This window comes from Bacillus sp. SRB3LM, from assembly GCF_015712745.1.
Lineage (GTDB): Bacteria > Bacillota > Bacilli > Bacillales > Bacillaceae_G > Bacillus_A > Bacillus_A thuringiensis_K.
The window spans coordinates 404,995-427,412 of sequence record NZ_VWVQ01000008.1; the positions used below are offsets into that span (position 1 = coordinate 404,995).

The following is a 22,418-nucleotide window of genomic DNA, read 5'->3' on the forward strand; positions in this document are numbered from 1 at the left end:
AAGTGAGGTGAGAAAATGGCGGGGAAAATTAAAGGAATTACGATAGAAATTGGTGGGAATACAGAGCCGTTACAAAATGCTTTAAAGGATGTAAATAAACGAAGTAATGATTTAACCAAAGAATTAAAAGATGTTGAACGTCTTTTGAAATTTAATCCAGGTAATGTTGAAGCATTAGCACAAAAACAACAATTACTTACACAAGCAATTGAAAATACAACACAAAAGCTAGATAAATTGAAGGCAGCAGAACAACAGGTACAAGCTCAGTTTCAAAACGGAAAGATTTCTGAAGAACAATATCGTGCGTTTAGGCGTGAAATTGAATTTACAGAAGGGTCACTTAATGGTCTGAAAAATAAGCTTGGAAATATGAAGGCTGAACAAGACAGCGTAGCAAGTTCAACAAGGCAATTGGAAACATTATTTAGAGCTACAGGTAAAAGTGTTGATGATTTTGCAGGAGCGTTAGGAAATCGTCTTGTGAATGCAATTAAAAGTGGTACGGCTACCAGTAGGCAGTTAGATCAAGCGATTGGTCTTATTGGCCGTGAAGCATTGGGAGCGGAAGCTGATATTGAAAAGTTACAACGTGCGCTTCGTTCTGTTGATGATGGTAATTCAATACAACAAGTTCGAAATGATTTAAGGGACCTTTCGCGTGAAGCTGAAAGAGCAGGAAAAAGCTTCAAAGAATTAGATATCGGTTTAGAAAATATGTTAGGTGGAGCGATGGCCGCTGGGGGCATCTCAGGTGTAATTGAAAAGGCTCTTGATACGTCAAAATTAAAAACGAAAATTGATGTAACTTTTGAAGTACCAGCATCATCTAAGAAATCAGTTGAACAAGCTGTACGAGGAATTGAAGCGTATGGTGTAGATGTGGAAGAAGCGCTGGAAGGTACACGTAGACAATGGGCTTTAAATAAAACCGTAAGCGATACAGCTAATACGTCAATCGTAAAAGGTGCAGCAGCAATTACTACAGCTTATGCTGGTATTGATTTTACTGAGTTAATTCAAGAATCGAATGAAATTGGGAATGAATTAGGGATAACTAATGAAAGTGCACTAGCATTAACAAATTCTCTTTTAAAAATGGGATTCCCACCTGAGCAATTAGATATTATCGCTGAATATGGCGGTCAATTAACGCGAGCTGGTTATACAGCTGAAGAAGTACAAGCAATTATGGCAGCGGGTGTTGATACAGGAACTTGGAATATCGATAACTTATTAGATGGACTGAAAGAAGGGCGTATCAAAGCAGCTGAATTTGGGCAGGGTGTCGATAAGTCGATGAAAGAAGCTCTGGAAGGCACAAAAATTTCTGCTGATCAGTTAGAAAAATGGGGGCAATCTGTAGCAAAAGGTGGTAAAGAAGGCTCAACCGCTATGACAAGTATCGCTAAAGCTTTAAATGAAGTTGAAAATGAAACAAAGCGAAATGAGATTGGTGTAAAACTTTTCGGTAGATGATAAATTGTGCCGAAGTAAAATCGCGGTATGAAGCAAGAAGGGTGAGATTCCTGACTTGAACCGAAGGCTATACGAAGTATAGTCAGGGGCAGAGCATAGAGGGTGAAAAGATATAATCCCTCCACGAGACCGCGACACTTATTAGTGAAAACGTATGCCGAGCTTGCATGAATAGGAAGTGCAAGAAGTAGAGGATAAAAAACCTTTACGATAACAAAATGACAATGTTTGAAGATCAAGGACAAAACATTATAGATACATTGTTAAATGCTCAAGGTAAAGTTATAGATTTAAACGTGAGTCAAGAAGAGTTAAATGCAATGATTAAGAAAATGGATGCAAGTCCAGCTGTAAAGTTCCAAAAAGCAATGGGTGACTTAAAAATGGCACTTGAGCCACTTTTGGGTATTGTAGCTAATATTATTGGAGCTTTTGCAAGTTGGGTTTCAGCACATCCAGCATTAGCCGCAGCTTTAACAACTGTTGCTGTAGCATTAGGGATTTTAATTGGAGCTTGCATGGCTCTAGCCCCGGTATTTGTCACCTTATCCAGTATAGCTGGAATTGCAGGTGTAAGTATTGGGGCTGTTGCTGGTCCAGTTGCATTAGTAGTAGGTGGATTTATAGCCGCCACCGCAGCGATAGTTGGATTGGTAATCGGAATTAAAAAGTTATGGCAAACAAATGAAGGTTTTAAAAACAGTATTTCTGGCGTGATAAGCGGTATACAGAGCTTTATAGATATACTTGTTTCATTAGGTAAATACTTATTCTGGACAGCCGCAGACGGTGATCACTTAAATGATTGGATTACACATTTGCCAAAAGGATTCCAAGATGCAGCTGAAATGATAGGATTAGCGGTTAGTAAAATACGCGAAGCGTGTCTTCAACTTTTTGATGCTATAAAAGCAGTTTTTTCAGGAGATTTTAGCCAATTAGGAGAGATTTTTAAGACAATTGGTCCTTCTATAGCAGGTGCGATTATTGGTGGACTTCCTGGTGTTCTCATCTCGGTATCTCGTTATTTGCCAGCGATAGCAGAGTATTTGAATGCAAACTCCGGAATTATTCTTGAAACCATAACAAATATTTTTACCAATATAGCTAATTTTGTAACAACAGCATTACCGCAATTTCTTGAAGTTGGATCTCAAATGATTTCAAGTTTTGTTAATGGTTTGGTTGTAGCGGCTCCAATTATCCTTGAAGCTATTGTTGGAATCATTAATACAATTTCACAAATGATTGCAACTTATCTTCCTATGATTGTTCAAACGGGAATACAAATTATTCAAACCTTAATTTCTGGAATTGTACAGGTCTTACCAACGCTTATAGAGACAGGGCTTCAGTTGATTATGACTTTAATTAATGGAATTATGCAGATGATTCCACAATTAATCCCAATAGCTGTAACGATTATTGAGACCATTATTAATGGGATTATGTCATTTTTACCTCAGCTAATTGAAATAGGAATAAATTTATTAGTTTCGTTAATCACAGGTATTACACAAGCCTTACCTATGATTGCTTTAGCAACTATTACTGTCATTACAACTTTGATAGAAGCAATTACATCAAATCTACCGAAGATTATTGAAGCTGGTGTGAAAGTATTAATTAGTTTAATAGATGGAATCATACAAATGCTACCGCAATTAATAGATTTAGCAATAAATCTTATAACGAAAATAGCAGATACATTACTAGCCAACTTACCTAAAATAATTGAATCCGGTATAAAAATTCTAATGGCTATTATTGATGGGATTGTAAAAGTCTTACCGCAACTTATTAATGCAGCCTTAGATTTAATTGTTAAAATAGCATCCACATTAATCGCTAACTTGCCAAAAATCCTTGAAGCCGGTATTAAAATATTGCTTATGTTAATTGCAGGGATTGTTCAAGTCTTACCACAGTTAATTGGGGCAGCATTAAAGCTTATTGTCACTTTAGCAGGAGAATTAATTAAGAATTTACCTAAAATCCTTGAAACGGGTGTTCAATTAATTTGGGCATTAATAAAAGGTATCGTAAGTATGGTTGGACAACTAGGCTCTACAATCGTAACAGACATTGTACCTAAAATTGTAGATACATTAAGGAAAATTGACCTCTTTAAAATCGGTAAAAATATAATAAATGGTTTAATTGATGGTCTTGGCAGCATGGCTGGAAAAGTTATAGATAAAGTAAAATCTATCGGCAATAGTATTCTAGATGGTTTTACTGGATTCTTTGACATTCACAGTCCATCAAGATTAATGAGAGATCAAGTTGGTAAGCATATCGGAGCTGGTCTTGCGATTGGTATGGAAAATTCAATTGGAATCATAAACCGTGCATCTCAAGCAATGAGCGAAGCAGCAGTACCGACAGTTAATGTTGGTAATATAGGATTACAAGCTAACGGATTATATCAAGGTCAAGGGGGAAATGGTGAATTTGCGATCCCAAGTGGTGGACTAGCAATTGAAGTGCCTATCAATTTAGATGGACGAGAAGTTGCACGTGGTACTTATCGATATACAACCGAGTATCAAGAAAGAGAAGAAAAAAGAAACTCAGACTTTTAAGTTTGGGTTTCTTTTATTTTATAAAGAAATGAGGTGTCAAAATGAGCTCTTTTACATTCAACAATCAACGAAAAGAATATATCCAAATAGAAAAAGGATGGAGTCCACCAACATGGGCGCCTTTAAAACGTAATTTCTTAAAAACACCTGGATATCCAGGCGCGAGATTATTAGGAATGGAAACAGATCCTCGTCCACTTCCTGTTCCTGTGGGAATTATCGTTCCAGATGGAACAGATTTAGAAACGTTAAAAGAAGAAATAGCAGAGTGGTTAATTACAGAAGAAGCAGTTGAGCTAGTTTTTGATGCAACTCCTGATAGAACATATTTAGCTGTGATTGATGAAGAGTTTGATCCTGATGATTTCGTTACGTTAGGTAAAGGCACTTTGAAGTTTATTTGTCCGATGCCTTATAAATTAGGACCTACTCGAACAGTAGATTTTCAAACAGGTGCGCTTGGGTTAACAGCAAATGTTCAAAACAAAGGAACTGTTCATTCTAATCCTATTATTGAGATTGACATTACGAAACCAAACACTTTTTTAGATGTATGGTTTGAAGATAAATATTCAAAGGAACCGGATTATTTCCGTATTGGAATGCCATTAAAAATGGAGCAATTGCCTGTAGAAAGAAATCAACGTCTTATATGGGATGAAATGTCCACAACTGTAGGGTGGAGTAAGGTTAGTTCTATGGAAGATGGTAATCCAGTTGGTGAAATGAAAACAGATAGTTACCAATTCTATTGTTCGGACTATGGATCAGGTAATGGATGGCATGGCGCAGCTGTTAAAAAGAGTATCCCTGGTGGGCCAGTACAAGATTTTATTATGCAAGCCCACGTTACATGTAAAAGTAAAAAGATCAATGAAATGGGACGAGTTGAGATAGCGATACTCGATGAAAACAGCAAAGTTCTTTCAAAAATTGCCATGAATGACCTCTATTGGCAAGCTGAACAAAATTTTGGAACGATGGTAATTGGATATGATAATAAGCCTGGAAAAACAGGTTTAATTTATGAGAGTGGTGATTATCCGAATACATGGAATCAGTATTATGGTAGGTTGTGGATTGCTAGAACCGGTAATGATTGGGAGGCTTATATTTCAAAATTTCTTCCTGGAACAGAAAAAGATGATGCAGAACGCTTTGCAAGATGGACCGATAAAGACAATAAACATATGGAAAAAGCAGCTCAAATACAGATTAGTATCATGCAGTGGCAAGATGTTCCGCCAGTAGAAGCGATGACAGTTTCTGATTTGAAATTTTGGAAAGTGAATTTAAATAATCAAAATACACCGCCTTATATAGTCGATGTTGGTGACAAAGTCGTGATTGATACTGAAAACAGTCGTGTCAGCATTGAAGGGAAAAACGCTATTAACATAAAAGATATTTTTAGTAATTTTCCTGTTATTAATAAAGGTACGAATAGACTTGAAATTATTCCTTCTGATATAGGAACAGCAAAGGTTAAATATAGGGAGCGATTTAGATGAGAACACCAAGTGGGATACTTCATGTTGTTGATTTTCAAACAGAACAAATTGTTTCCACTATCCAATCTAAAGATTATTGGGATGATAAACGGCATTGGGAAATCAAAAACAATATTGATAAGTTTGATTTTACAACGGCTGATGGTACAGAACAGGCAGCTACACTCTTGCAACAAAACTTAGTGTTAAAAGAAGTGCGTAGCGGTGTTATTGTACCGTATGTAATTACGGAAGCTGAAAAAGTTTCTAATGATAGATCCGTAATTACTTATGCATCTGGTGAATGGATTTTATTAGCAAAAGCAGGTGTTATCAATCCTCAACGAATTGAAGGGAAAACGGTCAATGAGTTTATTGACATAGCTTTAACAGGGACAAAGTGGAAACGAGGTCGTACAGAATACTCTGGTTTTCATACAATGACTATTAAAGAACCTACCAATCCGCTTAAATTATTAAAGGATATCGCTTCTCTTTTTGATTTGGAAATTGTGTATCGCGCTGAAGTTGTTGGTAATCAATTTATTGGTCGTTATGTGGATATGGTTAAGAAGCGCGGGCGAGAAATAGGTAAAGAAGTAACTCTTGGCAAAGATTTAATGGGAATCAAACGTATTGAAAACTCTCAAAATATCTGTACAGCGCTTATAGGGTTCGCTAAAGGTGAAGGAGATAAGATAATTACAGTTGAGAGTATTAATAATGGTTTACCGTACATTGTAGATAATGTTGCGTTCCAGCGCTGGAATGAAAAAGGAAAGCATAAATTCGGATTCTATACTCCAGAGACAGAAGAAGATATAACTCCAGACCGTTTAATGACTCTTATGAAAACAGAGATGAAAAAACGTGTAAATACATCTGTTTCTTATGAAGTTGAAGCACAATCAATTGGTCGTGTGTTTGGATTGGCACATGAGTTAATTAATGAAGGCGATACAATCCGCATCAAAGATACTGGATTTACACCCAAGTTATACCTTGAAGTACGAGCAATCGCTGGCGATGAGTCATTTAAAGATCCGATGCAAGATAAATATGTATTTGGTGATTACCGTGAAATTGTTGATCCAAACGAGGAATTACGCAAGCTCTATAATAAAGTCCTGGCTTCATTAGGTAGTAAACAAGAAATTTTAGATCAGCTAGATAAGTTGGTTAAAGAAACTGCTGAAAAAGCAAATGATGCTCAAAAAGAATCTGAATCCGCTAAGAAAATTGCTGAAAAGGTTCAGGAAAACCTGAAAAATAATACGGTGAACATTATTGAAGCTAAAAATCCACCGACTGATAATCTTATAGTAGGTAAGACATTATGGCGAGACATTAGCAACGGTAAACCTGGTATTTTAAAAGTGTGGAATGGTAAAGGGTGGGAGCTTCTTATTCCGGATGTGGAATCAATTAAAAAAGATACACTGGAGCAGGTTAATAAGAATATTAAACTCACAAAAGAAGAATTAAATAAGAAAGTGGAAGAAGCGCAAGAAGAAACCACTGGTAAATTTAATCAAGTAACAGAAAGCCTTCAAAAAGTTACGAGAACTATTTCTGATGTACAAAGAGATCAAGGTGAAATTGATAAAAAAGTAACCAAGTTTGAACAGGATTCTGAGGGATTTAAAACTTCTATTGAAACATTAACGAAAAATGGTACTGATACTACAAGTAAAATCAACACCTTAGTAAATGATGTGGACGGAAATAAGAGAGTTATTTCTGAAGTTAAAGAAAGTGTAGCAAACTTTAATGACGATGTAAGAAATTTGTTAGTCGGTTCTAAATCCTTTGATGGAGCTTTGACCATTGCGCAAGCAGACAATCGTTGGTGGCTTAAGTCAGCAGATAAAGTCAAAATTTCGAAGGATGTTTTTCAAGGAAATACAGTTGTAGAAACTCAATCATCATGGACCGCTTTAGCTTATAACTTCAAAGATTTAGTAGATCGAAAAGTTGTAAAAGTAGGAGATAAAGTAACCTATTCAATTTTTACTCGTGTAAAAGGTTTACCGGATGGTCAAGATTTACAACACACTTTCTATTTTGCACCAGGTGCTACCGGAATCCGTCCAAATAAATCTACTAATCAATGGCAAAGAGTAAGCGTTTCGTTTACAGTGACAGCAAGTATGATGTCATCACCGGGAACGGATAACGAGAGTCATTTTCGTGTAGAGCCCGATGCAAATCCTCCTGCTGGTTGTTGGTATCAGCAGAGTTCACCACAATTGACTATAGGTAGCAAAGATTATTCGTGGCGACCTGCTCCTGAAGATATTGCAGATGGTAATGTTTTAACCAAGGTAACAACTGAAATAAAAGAAGCGGCAGGGAAGATTAGCGAAAAGTTAACAAGAGTAGAAACAAAGGTTAATAACGATAGATCTGGAGGGCGTAATCTGTTATTAGATTCAAATGCTAAATACGAAAAAACAGATTATCTAATTAATCCATATTCTCTAACTGAAAATTTTGTTGCAGGTGAGGAATATACTTTTGTAATTAAAGGAAGTGTCCCGCAAGGCCAACAATTTGGAATTTGGCAGAATGGTGGTTCAAATAATGTTGGATATGCAACAAGTGTCTATGCTAACGGAATAACTTATGTAACTTTTAAAGCTGTTGCAACTACAAGTGGGAATGAACGGAGATTAAACTTATATAATTATCCAAATAATGCTACAAAGGCAACTGTAGAATGGGTGGCTTTATATAAAGGGAATAAGCCACAGGATTGGACACCAGCTCCAGAAAATCAAGTAACGAATGATGAATTCACTAAGAAAACAACAGAGATTGAAAAAAGTGTGGATGGTATTAAAGAAAGTATTAAAACGGTAGAAAAAACACAAACCTTTTTTGATGAACGTGTTAACACTGTAGAAAAGAATGCAGAAGGAACAACTGCAAGTGTTAAGAAATTACAGGAAACACAAACTGCGCAAGGAAAGACGATTAGTGAGGCTACTACAACAATAGGGCAACATTCTGAAGCGTTAAAGTTAACAATGAAAAAGAAAGATGTTGAGGATTATGTTGATGGATTGGGTTCTATAAATGATCTACGGAACGCTGCATTCGCTCAGGGCTTCAAATACTGGACACAAAATGGTAATAGTGCTGTTATTGACTCTTCTGTAACATACAGAGGATATACAACTGCTAAATTACATGCGACTGGATTGACTGAAGATAAATGGTATAGCCTTCATCAAACGATAGACGTAACTGCTGGTGAAGATATTGTAGCTTCGGGTTACTTTATGTCCAATAACATAGGACAAGGTTTCGTGTTAGAAATTGAGTATCTAAATGCCCAAGGTATCCGAGTTTCACAATCATCAATTGGTATCGATGTAACTGCAAATTCTAATTGGATTAGAGCTGTTATTGCCGGAACAGTTCCAGTTGGAGCTGTTAAAGCGCGTTATAAACCATGGGTGAGAAGAAATGGGGCCTTATGGATTGCGTTACCTATGTTACAGCGTGGTAAAGTAGCTACAGAATATTGGCTACATCCGAAAGATCAAACGGATATTGATAAAATGATAGATGATATTGCTAATAAAGTAGCTACCGAAAAATACAATCAGAAAGTTACAGAGTTAGAAAGAAGTATTAGTGCTACTGAAAGAGGTATTTCACTCGTTTCTGGAAAACAAGAAACCTTTATAAATGAAACTTATAAAGGTTATGTAACGAAAACGGAATCTAGGTTAGAAGTGTTAGATGAAGGGATTATAGCGCAGATTTTAAAGGATGGTATTGTTACTGCCATCAATATGGCTCCTGGAAAAATTACAATTAATGCTGCAAAGCTGGATATTAATGCTGATACCATAGTCAAATGGTTAACTACAAAAGGTATTGATACAAATCTCATTAGAATTAGTGGAGATAAAATTACGATTGATGGTGAAGAAGGCGTAATAGTTAACATGTTAGATTTTCTATTCAAAGACGAATGGGGAACAAAAACAACTGCGGTATCAAGACGAAACCTAATAGCAGATCCAGACTTTTCTAGTGTTACAAAGAAAAACATTGGACATAACGATTATTATGGATTTGAAGGTGGATACGGTCTTACTTGGAAGTCCTGGGGAGATGTCGTGATTGAAAAGAATACACATATATTTGATTACGAGCAAATGGTAAATGCTGCAAGGGTAGATATGTATAACTACCCAGAAGCAATCGTGAATAACGGTATACATCCTGGTAACGAATATACAGCATCCGCTCATTTTAGAACTGCCATGATAAATGGAGTGCGTAAAACAGGAAAACCGAGAATACACGTATGCTGCGTTAAATTCCGAGATAACGTAAGTTACGACATATTGAGTGAACAAAAGATGGACTTCCCTGAGCCGTCTACATTCTACGGAGAAATCAGAAGGTATTCTTTTACTTTCAAAGTGCCAACAAACTATATTCCGCAACAACATGCATTGATTATTAAAGTTTGTTCTGGAAATGCTGACATGAGACAAGGGACGGCGATTTGTGTAAGTGGTGTAACGCTATACAGTGGTAAATATGCATCTATGTATAATTGGGATCGTGCTGCAGCAGAAAGAGCAGATGGTATTCAGCCGTTTAACGCAATCGCTGTAGGTGGTGTGAATAACAATATAGCTCCAGCACCAGACGGACAAACGTTTGATATAAGTACTGAAAAAGAAGTGAAAATCTTTAGGAATATACGAGCAATGCAGGGAATTAACTTAGGTGGCGGTGGATTCCAACAATGGGGTCATATTCGTTTTACAGACGGTAATATGGGATCGGGTTTTTATGCGAGTACGCCAAGCGGTTGGAAATTTAACGCACTTGGATAGAAAGGAGAAATAAGAATGAATGAAAATCAAATGATGCCACTACAAGCAGGTGAAAGCTTCCCTTTTATGGGGAGACTGGTGGATGCAGAGCGTACAGATACAGGGGTTTTTGTTCAAATACCTGCTGATATGTTAAATAATGCAGGTCTTCTAAACGGTGTTAGCAGGGTTGAAGTATGGAGAGAGATGGATGGGACAGTAAAGTTTCGAATTGCTACGCTGTGTGAAATATGTAAACGCGGAGCGCGTTTGTACCCACTAGATATGGGATTTGCGAAAAAGAACATTTGTTTAGAGTGTTATACATCACTTACAGGGAATTACCCATCTCAAGAACCGCCAACACCAACTAATGAAAATAACACACAAACAGAGCAGGAGCAGCAATAGCTGGTCTTTTTTATTATCTAAAAAAGGAGAGGAAAAGATGGATCGTATGGATGTATTATTAAAAACCTTTATTGCCACTTTCGGTGGCTTTTGCGGGTATTTCTTGGGAGGATGGGATACAACATTGAAAATCTTAGTGACGATGGCAGTTATTGATTATTTAACTGGCATGATTGCAGCAGGATATAACGGAGAATTAAAAAGTAAAGTGGGCTTCAAAGGCATCGCCAAAAAGGTGGTGCTTTTTCTTTTGGTAGGAGCGGCAGCTCAACTAGATTCAGCACTAGGAAGCAATAGCGCTATTCGTGAAGCGACGATCTTTTTCTTTATTGGGAATGAGTTGCTTTCACTTTTAGAAAATGCAGGGCGTATGGGAATACCTTTGCCTTCAGCTTTAACAAATGCAGTCGAAATTTTAGGCGGTAAACAAAAACAAGAAGAGAAAAAGGGAGATGTTCAATAATGGAAATCAGAAAAAAATTAGTTGACTCAATTAAATATGGTACAAAGTGTCCTTACACAATGAATCCGGAATTCATTACAGTCCACAATACTTACAACGATGCTACAGCAGAAAACGAAGTATCTTATATGATTCGTAATGACAACCAAGTGTCGTTTCATATCGCGGTAGATGATAAGGAAGCTGTACAAGGAATTCCTTTAGAGCGTAACGCCTGGCATACTGGCGACGGTAACGGGAATGGTAATCGTAAATCTATCGGAGTTGAAATTTGCTACTCTTTAAGCGGTGGAGATAGATATTATAAAGCGGAAGACAATGCAGCTATCGTTGTAGCTCAACTAATGAAACAGTACAATGTTCCAATTAATAAAGTCCGTACACATCAATCGTGGAGTGGGAAGTACTGTCCTCATCGTATGTTGGCGGAAGGACGTTGGAATAACTTTATTGAAAGAGTCCAAAATGCATACAATGGAGGTAGTAGTTTAATCACCTCAAAGCCAACTTCACCTTTTAATAATGAAACAGGTGTCGCAAATATTGAAGGAAATGGAGTTAATCTCCGTAAAGGCCCAGGTACTGGATACGGAGTTATCCGTCAATTAGGGAAAGGGGAGTCCTACCAAGTATGGGGACAATCAAATGGCTGGTTACACCTTGGTGGCGAGCAGTGGGTATATCATGATTCATCATACATTCGTTATACAGGAGGAAGTACACCAACACCGTCCACATCTTCAAATGATGGCAATGGTGTCGTAACGATTACAGCGGATGTATTGCGTGTTCGTACTGGTCCAGGAACGAACTATGGTGTCGTAAAAAATGTGTACCAAGGAGAACAGTATCAGTCGTGGGGATATCAAGATGGATGGTATAACGTTGGTACCGATCAGTGGGTTTCAGGTGGATATGTGAAATTGGAAAGGTAAAACATATTATGTAACAGCAAATGTGAAGCCCAAGTATATGCTAAATAAATGGAAAGAAGGTCTACTCATGGATAGGGAGGACCTTCTTTTCGAACTATGTTTACTTTTTTTCCTTGTAATTAAACAAATAAGCTGCTTTATATTCTATTAAAGTGGTATCTACAATTATCAGCTTCTTGAAATACTTTATATAAATCTGGAACTGCCCATGCTGCAAGTCCTATAGTAGCTGCTGCTCCAGAAACTACTGTCCAAGGAGTTGGAGTCGATAATAAAGCTATACAAGCTATAGCTACATCTCCTGAAACTTTAGAAAGAAAAGCAATTTCATGAGTCATCAAATTATTTACTGAATTTCTAAAACCATTTAAATCAGCTTTATTATCACTATTTTCAACAGGATTTTTAGCATTTTCTCCAGGAACTCGAAGTAACCATACGTTTTTATTGTAATAAGTATATTCAAACTTACCATCTAAAGAAGAAGCGTGATCTAAAACTTCAATGTCCCAACTTTCACGTTTTTTTCTAATATTTAAAAGGGAATTAGCATGTTGTAAATTAACAGTTTTAGTGGATATAGTATTATCAGCTAAATTTTTAGTTACGATATTTAATGTTTTATTTTTTTTATCATATGTAGAAGTAGAAACTATACGATTATCACTTGCTTCTACTATTTTTTCATTCGTGTCATCCTTTAAAACTTTTAATTTTAAGTTAGGTTGCTGAGTTTGAATGAGTTGGGTAGGCTTGTTAGAAGATATAGAATTCTTTTCTTCTGCCAATGATAATGTTGGAAGTGAAGTTGTTAATAAGCCCAAAGCCATAGCTGAACTAACTATTTTTCTGTTTGTTGTATTCATTTAGAATGCCCCTCTTAATTTAATTGTTATTTTTTATATTGCTATATATAGGTAACTGACAATTGAGATTTTATCATAGAAATCTCAGAAGAAAACCTCATAAAAAGCCCTTTAGTAAAAGACTTTTTATGGTATATTTTATTTGCGAGAATGTGATAAACTGTATATTTGAATGCATGTTGGGATATCAATCAACCTATATCAGTGATTCTTAAAGCTCAGCTATTTTTATAGTAATTAATTTTTCAGGGGTGAGTATATGAATAAAATATTTGGTATAATGGCATTAATTTGTTTGCTTATAGCAATATGTTCTTTTCAATTATATGTATCAGGAGTTGACCTCAAATTTAATTCACATATTTTATTAGGAATTATGGGTGTAACATTATGTTGTACTGCGATATTCGCAATATTTAACAGAGAAAAATTCTTAAAAAAAACACTCATTACAAGTTCAATATTCCTTATAATTCTTATTTGTTATCATGTTGGATTATATGCAAAATAAGAAGTAACAAGTGAAGTTTATGTGTATGTGAAGTAAATTAAAAAGAACATTCCCCTGGCGAGTGTGAGGAATGCTCTTTTTTACATTACAAAGAAATATATATCTAAATTGATTTGCCATGGTATTATATGTAACACGTGGAAGTAATATGAACATGAAAAATAAAAAAACAGCGGATTCTTGACAGGAGTACACTGTTGTGTGATAGAACCATCTATGTGAAGCGATGCTGAATCACTTTTAGTATATGTGACCAAATCTTTGGTGTGATAATTTATTAAAAATAAAAATTAGCGTAAATTTATGCTTATATTTCGGTTTAAATAACCATAAAGGAAAAACATTCAAATGAAGCGTTTGTGTACGTGGGACAGTAGGAAAAGAAAAAGCAAGGATAGTAAACACCTTGCTTTTTTCTAAAAGAATGTCTTCTTGAGGGAACCCTCCTTTAATCATCCACAGAAGGATATCAGGCAACCACATGATGAGCACACTAAAGATAATTCCTAGACCTAGCCCGAATAGTAAGGAAGAGCGTATAAAGTAGCTAACGACAATCAAAGTGATTCCTAGTATGAATAGTAATGTGATCAAGCATAATTTATATAAAAACCTAGTCCCTCCGATATAGATGCTTATACATTGGAGTATATCGATTTTCAGAAAAGAAGTATATAGTATTTCCGTTCAAATAGCGAAGCGGTAGGAAAAATAACAAAAATTAGCGAGGAAAATAAGCATTAAAAAAGATGAATGTCTGAATAGCATGGAGGTATAGAGGAATATACGGAAAAAAGCATCTCGGATTGAGTGGAGGATGCTCTTCGGGATGAAGAAATGTTGATGTTTCCTCATGTAGTATGAGTCTATGTAGTGAAACGGTGTAATATGCCAGAAAGCAATCTAAGGTGGGTGAACTGGGATGTTTTTTTGTACCTCAATTCTGGAGGCTTTTTGGCAAGTAGGGATAGAAAAAGCACCTAGTACAGATTTGAATGTGATAGGTGCTTTTTATTAGATGGACCTTGTAGGACTTGAACCTACGACCGGACGGTTATGAGCCGCCTACTCTAACCAACTGAGCTAAAGGTCCAATTTGGAACAACACCCTTTCGAGTGTGTGTTCCTTAGCTAGAGCTGGTAGGAAGTTTTGTTGTCATCTAATACATATTGCGTACACATATAGGATAAACAACATCTTCTAAGCAATTATACCATGCGTATTAAAATGCAAAATGGGCATTTTGTATTTTTTTAAAGGTAAAAATAATTTTTTATAAAAACCTCTTCTGGTAGGGTATACATTTCCAACATGGTATTTTATTTAGATAATGTCTTCAATATAGGATTAATCATTTTGTTCAATAAATGGAAGTCTCTAACATATAGATTCAACAACCTTTATACAATCGCCCTGTAAATTAAGTAAATATACCAATTTAAGGAGGAAATTGTAAGCGTTTCTCTGATTACATCCAGAAGTCAGTTTCATCTATATTTTTTGATGTTTTTGTCATAATTTAGAAAAGTTTATTTGATTAGAGTTTCATATTGTCCAGGTCGAGAATCATAATTATAAATAATGAGATAATACGTTCCTTTTTCAGCGGTGTAGGTACTTGCAAGGATATTGTTATTACTAGTAGATGGATAGGATACATATACGGAGGGAGAAGAAGCATGAACAAGAATCCAACTTAATCCAATGTTGTTTTTGTTTTGTACAGAAATTGAAAGATCCATTTTTGAAGGAACATCTATTTTAAATATGTCCTGTGCATCATTTTGATTTAAAGAACCATTAAGAGACCTATTGAAAGGTAGAGAGTTTGCACTGGCAATATCATTATTAGGCTCGGATTCATAAGAGATAGGTTGGTATGTTTGAAGAGCTTTTCCAGCATTAATTAAACCGCCTGTTAAGACTTTATTCGTTAATGTTGAAAGAGGCGAGGTATTATTCATTATTTTGTTTTTAATTTCGGTAGGGCTATAGGAAGGGTAGGCAGATTGAATCAATGCTGCTACACCAGACACATGAGGAGTTGCCATGGAAGTTCCAGAATAAAATCCATAGGAGTTATTTGGAAGTGTGCTTAAGATATCAGTGCCTGGTGCTGCCACATCTACGGAAGTTTTTCCGTAATTTGAAAAAGAAGATAAAGAGCCTTTGTTGGTAATGGAAGCGACAGAGAGAATGTTGGAAAGGCTGTATGCGGCAGGGTACATAGGTGTTTGATCTGCGTTGGTTCCATTATTTCCTGAAGCTGCAATGAAGAGTGAGTTGGATTGTTGAATGGCATCGTAGAGGGCTTGACTAAATCCGCCACCTCCCCAGGAGTTATTGGTGATTTTAACACCCTTATTTTTAGCATATTCAATGGCTTTAATAGCATTTGAAATAGTCCCACCATTGGTACCTAAAAATTTCAGTGACATTACTTTGACTTGTGGTGCGACACCCGCAACACCAATGGTATTATTTTTTACAGCTGCGATTGTCCCAGCGACATGTGTACCATGGGAATCTCCTGTTCCGTCATATACACTATTATTGTTATTTACAAAATCCCAGCCGTAGATATCATCAATATAACCATTATTGTCATTATCAATGCCATCACCAGGTATCTCATCTGGATTTTTCCAAATGTTATTTTTTAAATCAGGGTGATTAATATCAATCCCTGTGTCGATAATACCGATAGTTATATTTGAGGATCCTTCTGTTTTAGTCCAAGCCTCTTCTACATTAATGTCGATATTAGGTGACCCCACACTACCTTGGATACTTTGACCAATATTTTTTAATCCCCACAAAGAGTTATAATAACCATCATTAGAACTGGCTGCAGGAGATACGATATAATTAGGTTCAGCATATTCAATATTAGGTGATTTATTTAGTGTTTGTATAAGTTCTTTCATGTTAATGTCTGTATGAAATTTGATTAATTGTATTTGAGTTAGCGGAAAAGTATTTTGCACCTCAAATGAAAAATGATTTTGTAGTTGTTTTAAGTTTTCGAGGTTATTAAAATCTTTGAACTTTACAAGGACTTCGTTTTGTTTAAAATTAGTATTTCGCTCAAGTGAATGCATGATGGAATCTTTGACAGATGACTTAGTAGCAGCTTGAACATGTAGAGAAGAGCCAAATGAAAAAATTGATAACCCCAGTGATAGTGTTATGGCAATAAGTTTTTTAATTGTAATCACTTCCTTTTTTGTAGATAGTGCAATGTATGCTTGTTCGCATTAGAAGGTTACAATATCTGGTTATACGGAGTTAGATTTAATGTTAAATTGTCATGAAAGTATGATCAAAATAAAACTTATCCATTAAGTTATTTACAATTCCATTGAAATAAGCGAATTTACCCTTCTTCATTTTTACTCCAGATTTAATTTTCATAACAAACTCTTTAATAGCTTTTAAGCCAATAGTAAGTTCCTGGTCTTTAGTAAATGCTTTATCACCTGTAGAGAAGTTTGTAACTTTATTACACTGTCTTACGACCTTCCACAGTTCTTGAATTGTTTTAGATTCACTGTAAAAAGAGTTGACTAAAGAAATAAAACGTTCTGGCACCCAATGTGCTACGAAATTAGCGTCTTTAATGTTTTCTTCTGAAATATTGCTATTCTCATTACTATTACGTTTGTTTATATTTTGTTTTAAGGAAACAGGTTTTGTTTTAATGGCAGGACACTTTGTAGGACGTTCACCTTGTGTCTTGTTGGCCACTTCTTCCACAATAGGTTGAATAATAATAGCGTTAGAAGTTTGAAGCATATCTTTTTTACGTTTCATTGCCACCTGTTTAATCATCTCTAGATCCACAAGTTTCTTCATTAAACGTTGTACAGTTTTATATGAAACTTCCATTTTTTCAGCTATTCTGTTTTTGCACAGGAAACTAACACCTACATATTTGCAGCTGTGGCGCTTTAAAATTTCAAGTAATGTAATGAGTTTAGATTTTACATCTGTACGCTTAATAGACATACGGATAGTGTCTCTGTATGCACGTACAGTTTTGTTTAGTTCTTCTAATTCTATAAATGGTGATAAGTTACGAAATGACTCTTCACTTGCTATAACATCAATACGGTTTTTCATTATATCGGCTCCTTTGATGAACAAAAAAGCAACGTCACCAATTTGGCAAACGTTGCTTAAGAAACCCTACATGATGTACAATATGTCATGAGAGTATAGCAAGTGTTTACCTGGCCTAATCAGGTGGACGGTATATACAGTGTTGGTAGCACCGTATATACACGCTGTGCTCTTTTGTCGTATTTATTATTTTTGCCCACATTTCGCCCACAAATTTTTCTTTTTCTAACGGTTTTTATCAATAAAGAAAAAATGTGAACGAAACGTAAAGCTTGCTGTTTAAACGTTTTAATCTTTTTATCGTTTATTATCTGGAACTAGATTAAAATCGTTCGTTCTATAAGCCGTCGTTCCATAATTAATAGTGTGAATAAAGTGGCCTCATTAAGTGTTAATATGCTTAGTGAGGCTGTTGTATAATGATAATAAAGTTATTGAATTTTGATTATTAAAAAGCTAAGAGCCTTACTACATTCTACGTAGCAAGGCTCTTTAAAGTTGTTTCAAATTACATCCATCTGTTCGTTCAAGTGTAACTATTCGCAATCATTTGATATTATACAGGTGAATAGAAAGATACATTAAAATTAGTTTCGTAGTTGTAAAAGGAGGTTATTTATATTATTTTCTTATAATTTTCCAAAAGGGAGAGTTTATGAAAAAGATTATTGTTTTTGTATTAACGATATTTATATTATTCTCAGGATTCGCAACACAAAGTTATGCGTTGTCAGATTCGCAATCTGCGGCAATACAAGCGTTGCTAGATGATGCCTGTCGTATATCAGGTGTGCCGGGAATGTCAATCTCAATACTTGCTGATGATGAAGTGTTCTACTTTTCTTCAGGGTATGCAGACCGTGAAAAGGGGTTGTCTGCAAGTGAAAATACACTCTATGAGTTAGCCTCGGTCAGTAAAGCTTTTACCGGTATGGGTATTATGCTATTGGAAGAGCAAGGGCTGCTCTCAATGACTGACCCTGTCCAAAAATATTTACCTTGGTTTACATTAAAGTATCAAGGGAAACCTGTTGATATGCAAAGTCTTACACTAAATAACTTTCTTCACCATACCAGTGGTCTAACAAATATTAGGCATCTTCAAAATATTCCACAAGGCAATACACCGGATATGTTGCAAAAGACTGTGGAAATGCTCGTTGATGCTGAATTGGCGTTCCCTCCCGGTGAACAGTATAACTATGGAACCGTTAATTATGACGTATTGGGTTTGGTTATTGAGATTGTGTCGCGACAAAGCTATGAAGACTTTATGAAGGAACAGGTATTTCAGCCGCTAGGTCTTCACCAGACGTATGTTTATAAAGAAGATGCTCAAGCTACTGGACAGTTGGCACAGGGCTACCGTTCTTCCTTTTTTATGACAACTCCATTTAAAGCTCCGGATTATGCTGGGAATAAACCCGCAGGCTACATCATTTCTAATACAAAAGATATGGCTCGTTGGCTGGGCATACAGATGGGTATCGTGCAGGACATACCCGAAATATTTCACAGGGTTATCGAAAAATCACATAGGGGTGATATGTCTGTTTCGGCTGTCAACGGTATGTATTATGCGGCAGGTTGGTCCGTAAATGCCGAACAAACGATTATAGAACACACTGGGGGCAATCCAAATTTCAGAACCGAAGTAGTCATACTGCCAAATGAACGAACAGCCGTCTCCTTGCTGAGCAACGGCACAAATACCAATATAAACATGGTACTAAAAGTTAAAGATATATTAGAAGGCAATCTAACTCAGTCATATGAAATAAGCGGCACACAGCTTTTGGATATCATTTTGTCGTCTATCACAATTATTTTTTGCCTATTGGCCGTTTTGCTATTTCTCTTAGGATTACGCAGAAGGAGAACGAATGAGCGACAGCCAATGACAAAAAAGAGAATAACCGTAACAGTTATTTTCCTGATCGCTACGATTGCTCTGGGTATACTGTGCTGCGCTTTCGATTGGTCAACAATACTTATGTGGCAAACATATAGTGTTCTTACAGCTTTGATTTCGTCAGCATTATTAACAGCAAGCATTACATGGTTTGTATACACTCACCGATAAAATACCTCGCTCCCAAGATAAGCATAATGTTAAGTAATTAAATTTTAATTTATCGGTATGCTTAATTTGAAAAAAAAGACACTTCGGTGTCTTTTTTAATATCATCGACAAAATTCCCAGCCAAACCTAATTACCATAGATTCCACGAACCTGCTCTGTTCGTGGAATAAGGATTTTTAAACAACTATATTATTTCTGCACAGCTGTTTTTATAGGAAGTACATAAGACTTTATAAAAAATATCTCGAATTTGAGATAAAATACTTGCTTTTTAATCACTTGAGTTGTAAAGTGATAGTAACGAAAGCAATTGAGCCATATGAAAAACATACACTCAGTTGTTTTCGATTAAAAAACAAAGTAACTTATACAGTAAAAACTAAGATGAATTTACAAAAACATAATGAGAATAAATTGAAAAGCTAAAAAGCATATTATTTTTTTATCATCACTTGACTAGTAAAACGAAGCGGAGGAATTACAAATGTATAAAATTAAAGGGCATCATCATATTTCAATGGTTACGAAAAATGCAAATGAAAATAATCACTTTTATAAAAATGTGCTTGGATTACGTCGTGTGAAAATGACAGTAAACCAAGATGATCCGTCAATGTACCATTTATTTTACGGAGATAAAACAGGAAGTCCGGGTACAGAGTTATCATTTTTTGAAATTCCATTAGTAGGAAGAACATATCGCGGTACAAATGCGATTACTCGAATTGGATTACTCGTTCCTTCAGAGGAAAGCTTACATTACTGGAAAGAACGATTTGAGAAATTTGATGTGAAACATAGTGAAATGACAACATATGCAAATCGTCCTGCTTTACAATTTGAGGATGTTGAAGGTCTTCGCTTAGTACTACTCGTTTCAAACGGGGAAAAAGTAGAGCACTGGGAAACTTGGGAGAAATCAGAAGTTCCTGCAAAGCATCAAATTCAAGGAATGGGTTCTGTAGAAATGACAGTGCGTAGACTTGATAAAATGGCGAGTACACTTACAGAGATGTTTGGTTATACAGAGGTTAGCCGCAGCGAAGAGGAAGCAATTTTTCAGTCCATTAAAGGAGAGGCTTTTGGAGAAATCGTTGTGAAATATTTAGATGGTCCTACTGAAAAGCCGGGCCGCGGTAGCATTCACCATTTAGCAATTCGTGTAAAGAACGATGCAGAGCTAGCTTATTGGGAAGAACAGGTAATAAAAAAAGGCTTCCATTCTTCAGGAATCATCGACCGTTTCTACTTTAAAAGCTTATATTTCCGTGAATCAAACGGAATCCTTTTTGAAATTGCGACAGATGGACCAGGATTTACAGTTGATGGAGATGTGGAACATTTAGGAGAAAAACTTGATTTACCACCGTTCTTAGAAGATCAGCGAGCAGAAATTGAAGCGAATTTAGCACCTATTGAAGAGAAGTAATAGGAGAGAAAATATAAATTAAAAAACATTGGAGGAATATAAAATGAACCAATTAAAAGGAATTCACCACGTTACAGCGATTACAAGTAGTGCAGAAAAAAACTATGAGTTTTTCACTCACGTTTTAGGAATGCGTTTAGTTAAGAAAACAGTAAACCAAGATGATATTCAAACGTATCATTTATTCTTTGCAGATGATAAAGGTAGTGCAGGAACAGATATGACATTCTTTGATTTCCCAGGTGTTCCGAAAGGTGTACACGGTACAAATGAAATTTCAAAAACTTCATTCCGTGTTCCGACTGATGCAGCATTAGAGTATTGGGTGAAACGTTTTGATCGTCTTGAAGTAGAACATACAGGAATTAAAGAGCAATTTGGTAAGAAAACTCTTTCTTTCGTTGACTTTGATGATCAACACTATCAATTAATCTCAGATGAACTTGATAAAGGAATCGAATCAGGTACACCATGGCAAAACGGACCAGTACCATTAGAATACGCAATTACTGGTTTAGGACCTGTATTCATTCGTATCGCAAACTTTAGTTTCTTCAAAGAAGTGTTAGAAAAAGTTTTATTATTTAAAGAGGTTGCGCAAGAAGGAGAATTCTATTTATTTGAAGTGAATAAAGGTGGAAACGGTGCATCTGTCATCGTAGAACATAATACGGTTCTTCCTGAAGCACAACAAGGTTTTGGTACGGTTCACCATGCTGCATTCCGCGTAGAAGATCGCGCTGTATTAGAAGAATGGATTGAGAGAATCAGTAGGGTTGGACTTCCTTCATCTGGTTATGTAGATCGTCATTTCTTTGAATCATTATATGCAAGAGTTGCACCACAAATTTTATTTGAATTTGCAACAGACGGCCCAGGATTTATGGGAGATGAGCCATACGAAACACTTGGCGAAAAATTATCTTTACCTCCATTCCTAGAGCCAAAACGTGAAGAAATTGAAAAATTAGTTCGTCCAATTGATACAGTGAGAAGTACGAAGGAATTTATTAAAGAGTAAAAATAGAGATAGTAAGTAGGAGAGCAAGTAGTTTTAGCGGAGTGCTGGAACTGCTTGCTTTTTTATTTATCTTAGTAAGTTTTCTGACAATTATTTCTCAAGTTATTAAAAAGGAAAACTTTGGTATAATTAATTAAAATATTAAATTTTCTGATAATTATTTTTCAATACATAGAAA

Annotated in this window: 13 protein-coding genes and 1 tRNA gene; 10 read left to right on the plus strand and 4 right to left on the minus strand. The window is 35.8% G+C overall.

Features of this window, described 5'->3' with window-relative positions:
* The first annotated feature begins 15 nt into the window (after nt 1–15).
* The 7 genes from F3I02_RS09125 (at nt 16) to F3I02_RS09155 (ending at nt 12,207) form a co-directional block, all read left to right on the plus strand.
* The gene (locus F3I02_RS09125) at nt 16–1,479 is read left to right on the plus strand and encodes a hypothetical protein (protein WP_196477858.1); all 1,464 of its coding nucleotides are present in this window, start codon (nt 16–18) and stop codon (nt 1,477–1,479) included.
* A 218-nt stretch (nt 1,480–1,697) separates the two neighbouring features.
* The gene (locus tag F3I02_RS09130) at nt 1,698–4,064 is read left to right on the plus strand and encodes a phage tail protein (RefSeq protein ID WP_196477859.1); all 2,367 of its coding nucleotides are present in this window, start codon (nt 1,698–1,700) and stop codon (nt 4,062–4,064) included.
* A gap of 41 nt (nt 4,065–4,105) precedes the next feature.
* A complete protein-coding gene (locus tag F3I02_RS09135) occupies nt 4,106–5,575 on the plus strand; it encodes a distal tail protein Dit (RefSeq protein WP_196477860.1) in 1,470 nt (489 codons plus the stop codon).
* Nucleotides 5,572–10,419, plus strand: coding sequence for a phage tail spike protein (locus F3I02_RS09140; protein ID WP_196477861.1), 4,848 nt, complete (start codon nt 5,572–5,574; stop codon nt 10,417–10,419). The genes F3I02_RS09135 and F3I02_RS09140 overlap by 4 nt, the downstream gene beginning before the upstream one ends.
* A gap of 15 nt (nt 10,420–10,434) precedes the next feature.
* Complete coding sequence (locus F3I02_RS09145; protein ID WP_196477862.1) at nt 10,435–10,809, plus strand: hypothetical protein; 375 nt, start codon at nt 10,435–10,437, stop codon at nt 10,807–10,809.
* A 37-nt stretch (nt 10,810–10,846) separates the two neighbouring features.
* Nucleotides 10,847–11,272, plus strand: coding sequence for a phage holin family protein (locus tag F3I02_RS09150; RefSeq protein WP_196477863.1), 426 nt, complete (start codon nt 10,847–10,849; stop codon nt 11,270–11,272).
* On the plus strand, nt 11,272–12,207 hold the full coding sequence (locus F3I02_RS09155; protein ID WP_196477864.1) for an N-acetylmuramoyl-L-alanine amidase: 936 nt from the start codon (nt 11,272–11,274) through the stop codon (nt 12,205–12,207). The genes F3I02_RS09150 and F3I02_RS09155 overlap by 1 nt, the downstream gene beginning before the upstream one ends.
* 137 nt (nt 12,208–12,344) lie before the next feature.
* Here the strand turns inward: F3I02_RS09155 and F3I02_RS09160 are convergent, their stop codons facing one another.
* From F3I02_RS09160 to F3I02_RS09175, 4 genes are all read right to left on the minus strand, one after another.
* Nucleotides 12,345–13,073 carry a geobacillin-26 family protein gene (locus F3I02_RS09160; RefSeq protein WP_196477865.1) on the minus strand — a complete coding sequence of 243 codons (729 nt, stop codon included), beginning with the start codon at nt 13,071–13,073 and terminating at the stop codon, nt 12,345–12,347.
* A 1,530-nt stretch (nt 13,074–14,603) separates the two neighbouring features.
* Nucleotides 14,604–14,677 (minus strand) — tRNA-Ile (locus F3I02_RS09165).
* 437 nt (nt 14,678–15,114) lie between these two features.
* Nucleotides 15,115–16,803, minus strand: coding sequence for a S8 family peptidase (locus tag F3I02_RS09170; protein WP_196477866.1), 1,689 nt, complete (start codon nt 16,801–16,803; stop codon nt 15,115–15,117).
* 82 nt (nt 16,804–16,885) lie between these two features.
* Nucleotides 16,886–17,707 carry a helix-turn-helix domain-containing protein gene (locus F3I02_RS09175; RefSeq protein ID WP_230876787.1) on the minus strand — a complete coding sequence of 274 codons (822 nt, stop codon included), beginning with the start codon at nt 17,705–17,707 and terminating at the stop codon, nt 16,886–16,888.
* A 655-nt stretch (nt 17,708–18,362) separates the two neighbouring features.
* Between F3I02_RS09175 and F3I02_RS09180 the strand changes: the two genes are divergently transcribed.
* From F3I02_RS09180 to F3I02_RS09190, 3 genes are all read left to right on the plus strand, one after another.
* Entirely contained in the window at nt 18,363–19,790 is a 1,428-nt protein-coding gene (locus tag F3I02_RS09180) for a serine hydrolase domain-containing protein (RefSeq protein ID WP_196477867.1), read from the plus strand.
* Between the two features lie 484 nt (nt 19,791–20,274).
* The gene (locus F3I02_RS09185; RefSeq protein ID WP_000276680.1) at nt 20,275–21,219 is read left to right on the plus strand and encodes a ring-cleaving dioxygenase; all 945 of its coding nucleotides are present in this window, start codon (nt 20,275–20,277) and stop codon (nt 21,217–21,219) included.
* A gap of 43 nt (nt 21,220–21,262) precedes the next feature.
* Complete coding sequence (locus tag F3I02_RS09190) at nt 21,263–22,240, plus strand: ring-cleaving dioxygenase (RefSeq protein WP_196477868.1); 978 nt, start codon at nt 21,263–21,265, stop codon at nt 22,238–22,240.
* Nucleotides 22,241–22,418: the final 178 nt, after the last annotated feature.

Coding starts and splice junctions, on each gene's coding strand:
- F3I02_RS09125 (WP_196477858.1), top strand. CDS start 16: ATGGCGGGGAAAATTAAAGGAATTACGATAGAAATTGGTGGGAATACA.
- F3I02_RS09130 (WP_196477859.1), top strand. CDS start 1,698: ATGACAATGTTTGAAGATCAAGGACAAAACATTATAGATACATTGTTA.
- F3I02_RS09135 (WP_196477860.1), top strand. CDS start 4,106: ATGAGCTCTTTTACATTCAACAATCAACGAAAAGAATATATCCAAATA.
- F3I02_RS09140 (WP_196477861.1), top strand. CDS start 5,572: ATGAGAACACCAAGTGGGATACTTCATGTTGTTGATTTTCAAACAGAA.
- F3I02_RS09145 (WP_196477862.1), top strand. CDS start 10,435: ATGAATGAAAATCAAATGATGCCACTACAAGCAGGTGAAAGCTTCCCT.
- F3I02_RS09150 (WP_196477863.1), top strand. CDS start 10,847: ATGGATCGTATGGATGTATTATTAAAAACCTTTATTGCCACTTTCGGT.
- F3I02_RS09155 (WP_196477864.1), top strand. CDS start 11,272: ATGGAAATCAGAAAAAAATTAGTTGACTCAATTAAATATGGTACAAAG.
- F3I02_RS09160 (WP_196477865.1), bottom strand. CDS start 13,073: ATGAATACAACAAACAGAAAAATAGTTAGTTCAGCTATGGCTTTGGGC.
- F3I02_RS09175 (WP_230876787.1), bottom strand. CDS start 17,707: ATGAAAAACCGTATTGATGTTATAGCAAGTGAAGAGTCATTTCGTAAC.
- F3I02_RS09180 (WP_196477867.1), top strand. CDS start 18,363: ATGAAAAAGATTATTGTTTTTGTATTAACGATATTTATATTATTCTCA.
- F3I02_RS09185 (WP_000276680.1), top strand. CDS start 20,275: ATGTATAAAATTAAAGGGCATCATCATATTTCAATGGTTACGAAAAAT.
- F3I02_RS09190 (WP_196477868.1), top strand. CDS start 21,263: ATGAACCAATTAAAAGGAATTCACCACGTTACAGCGATTACAAGTAGT.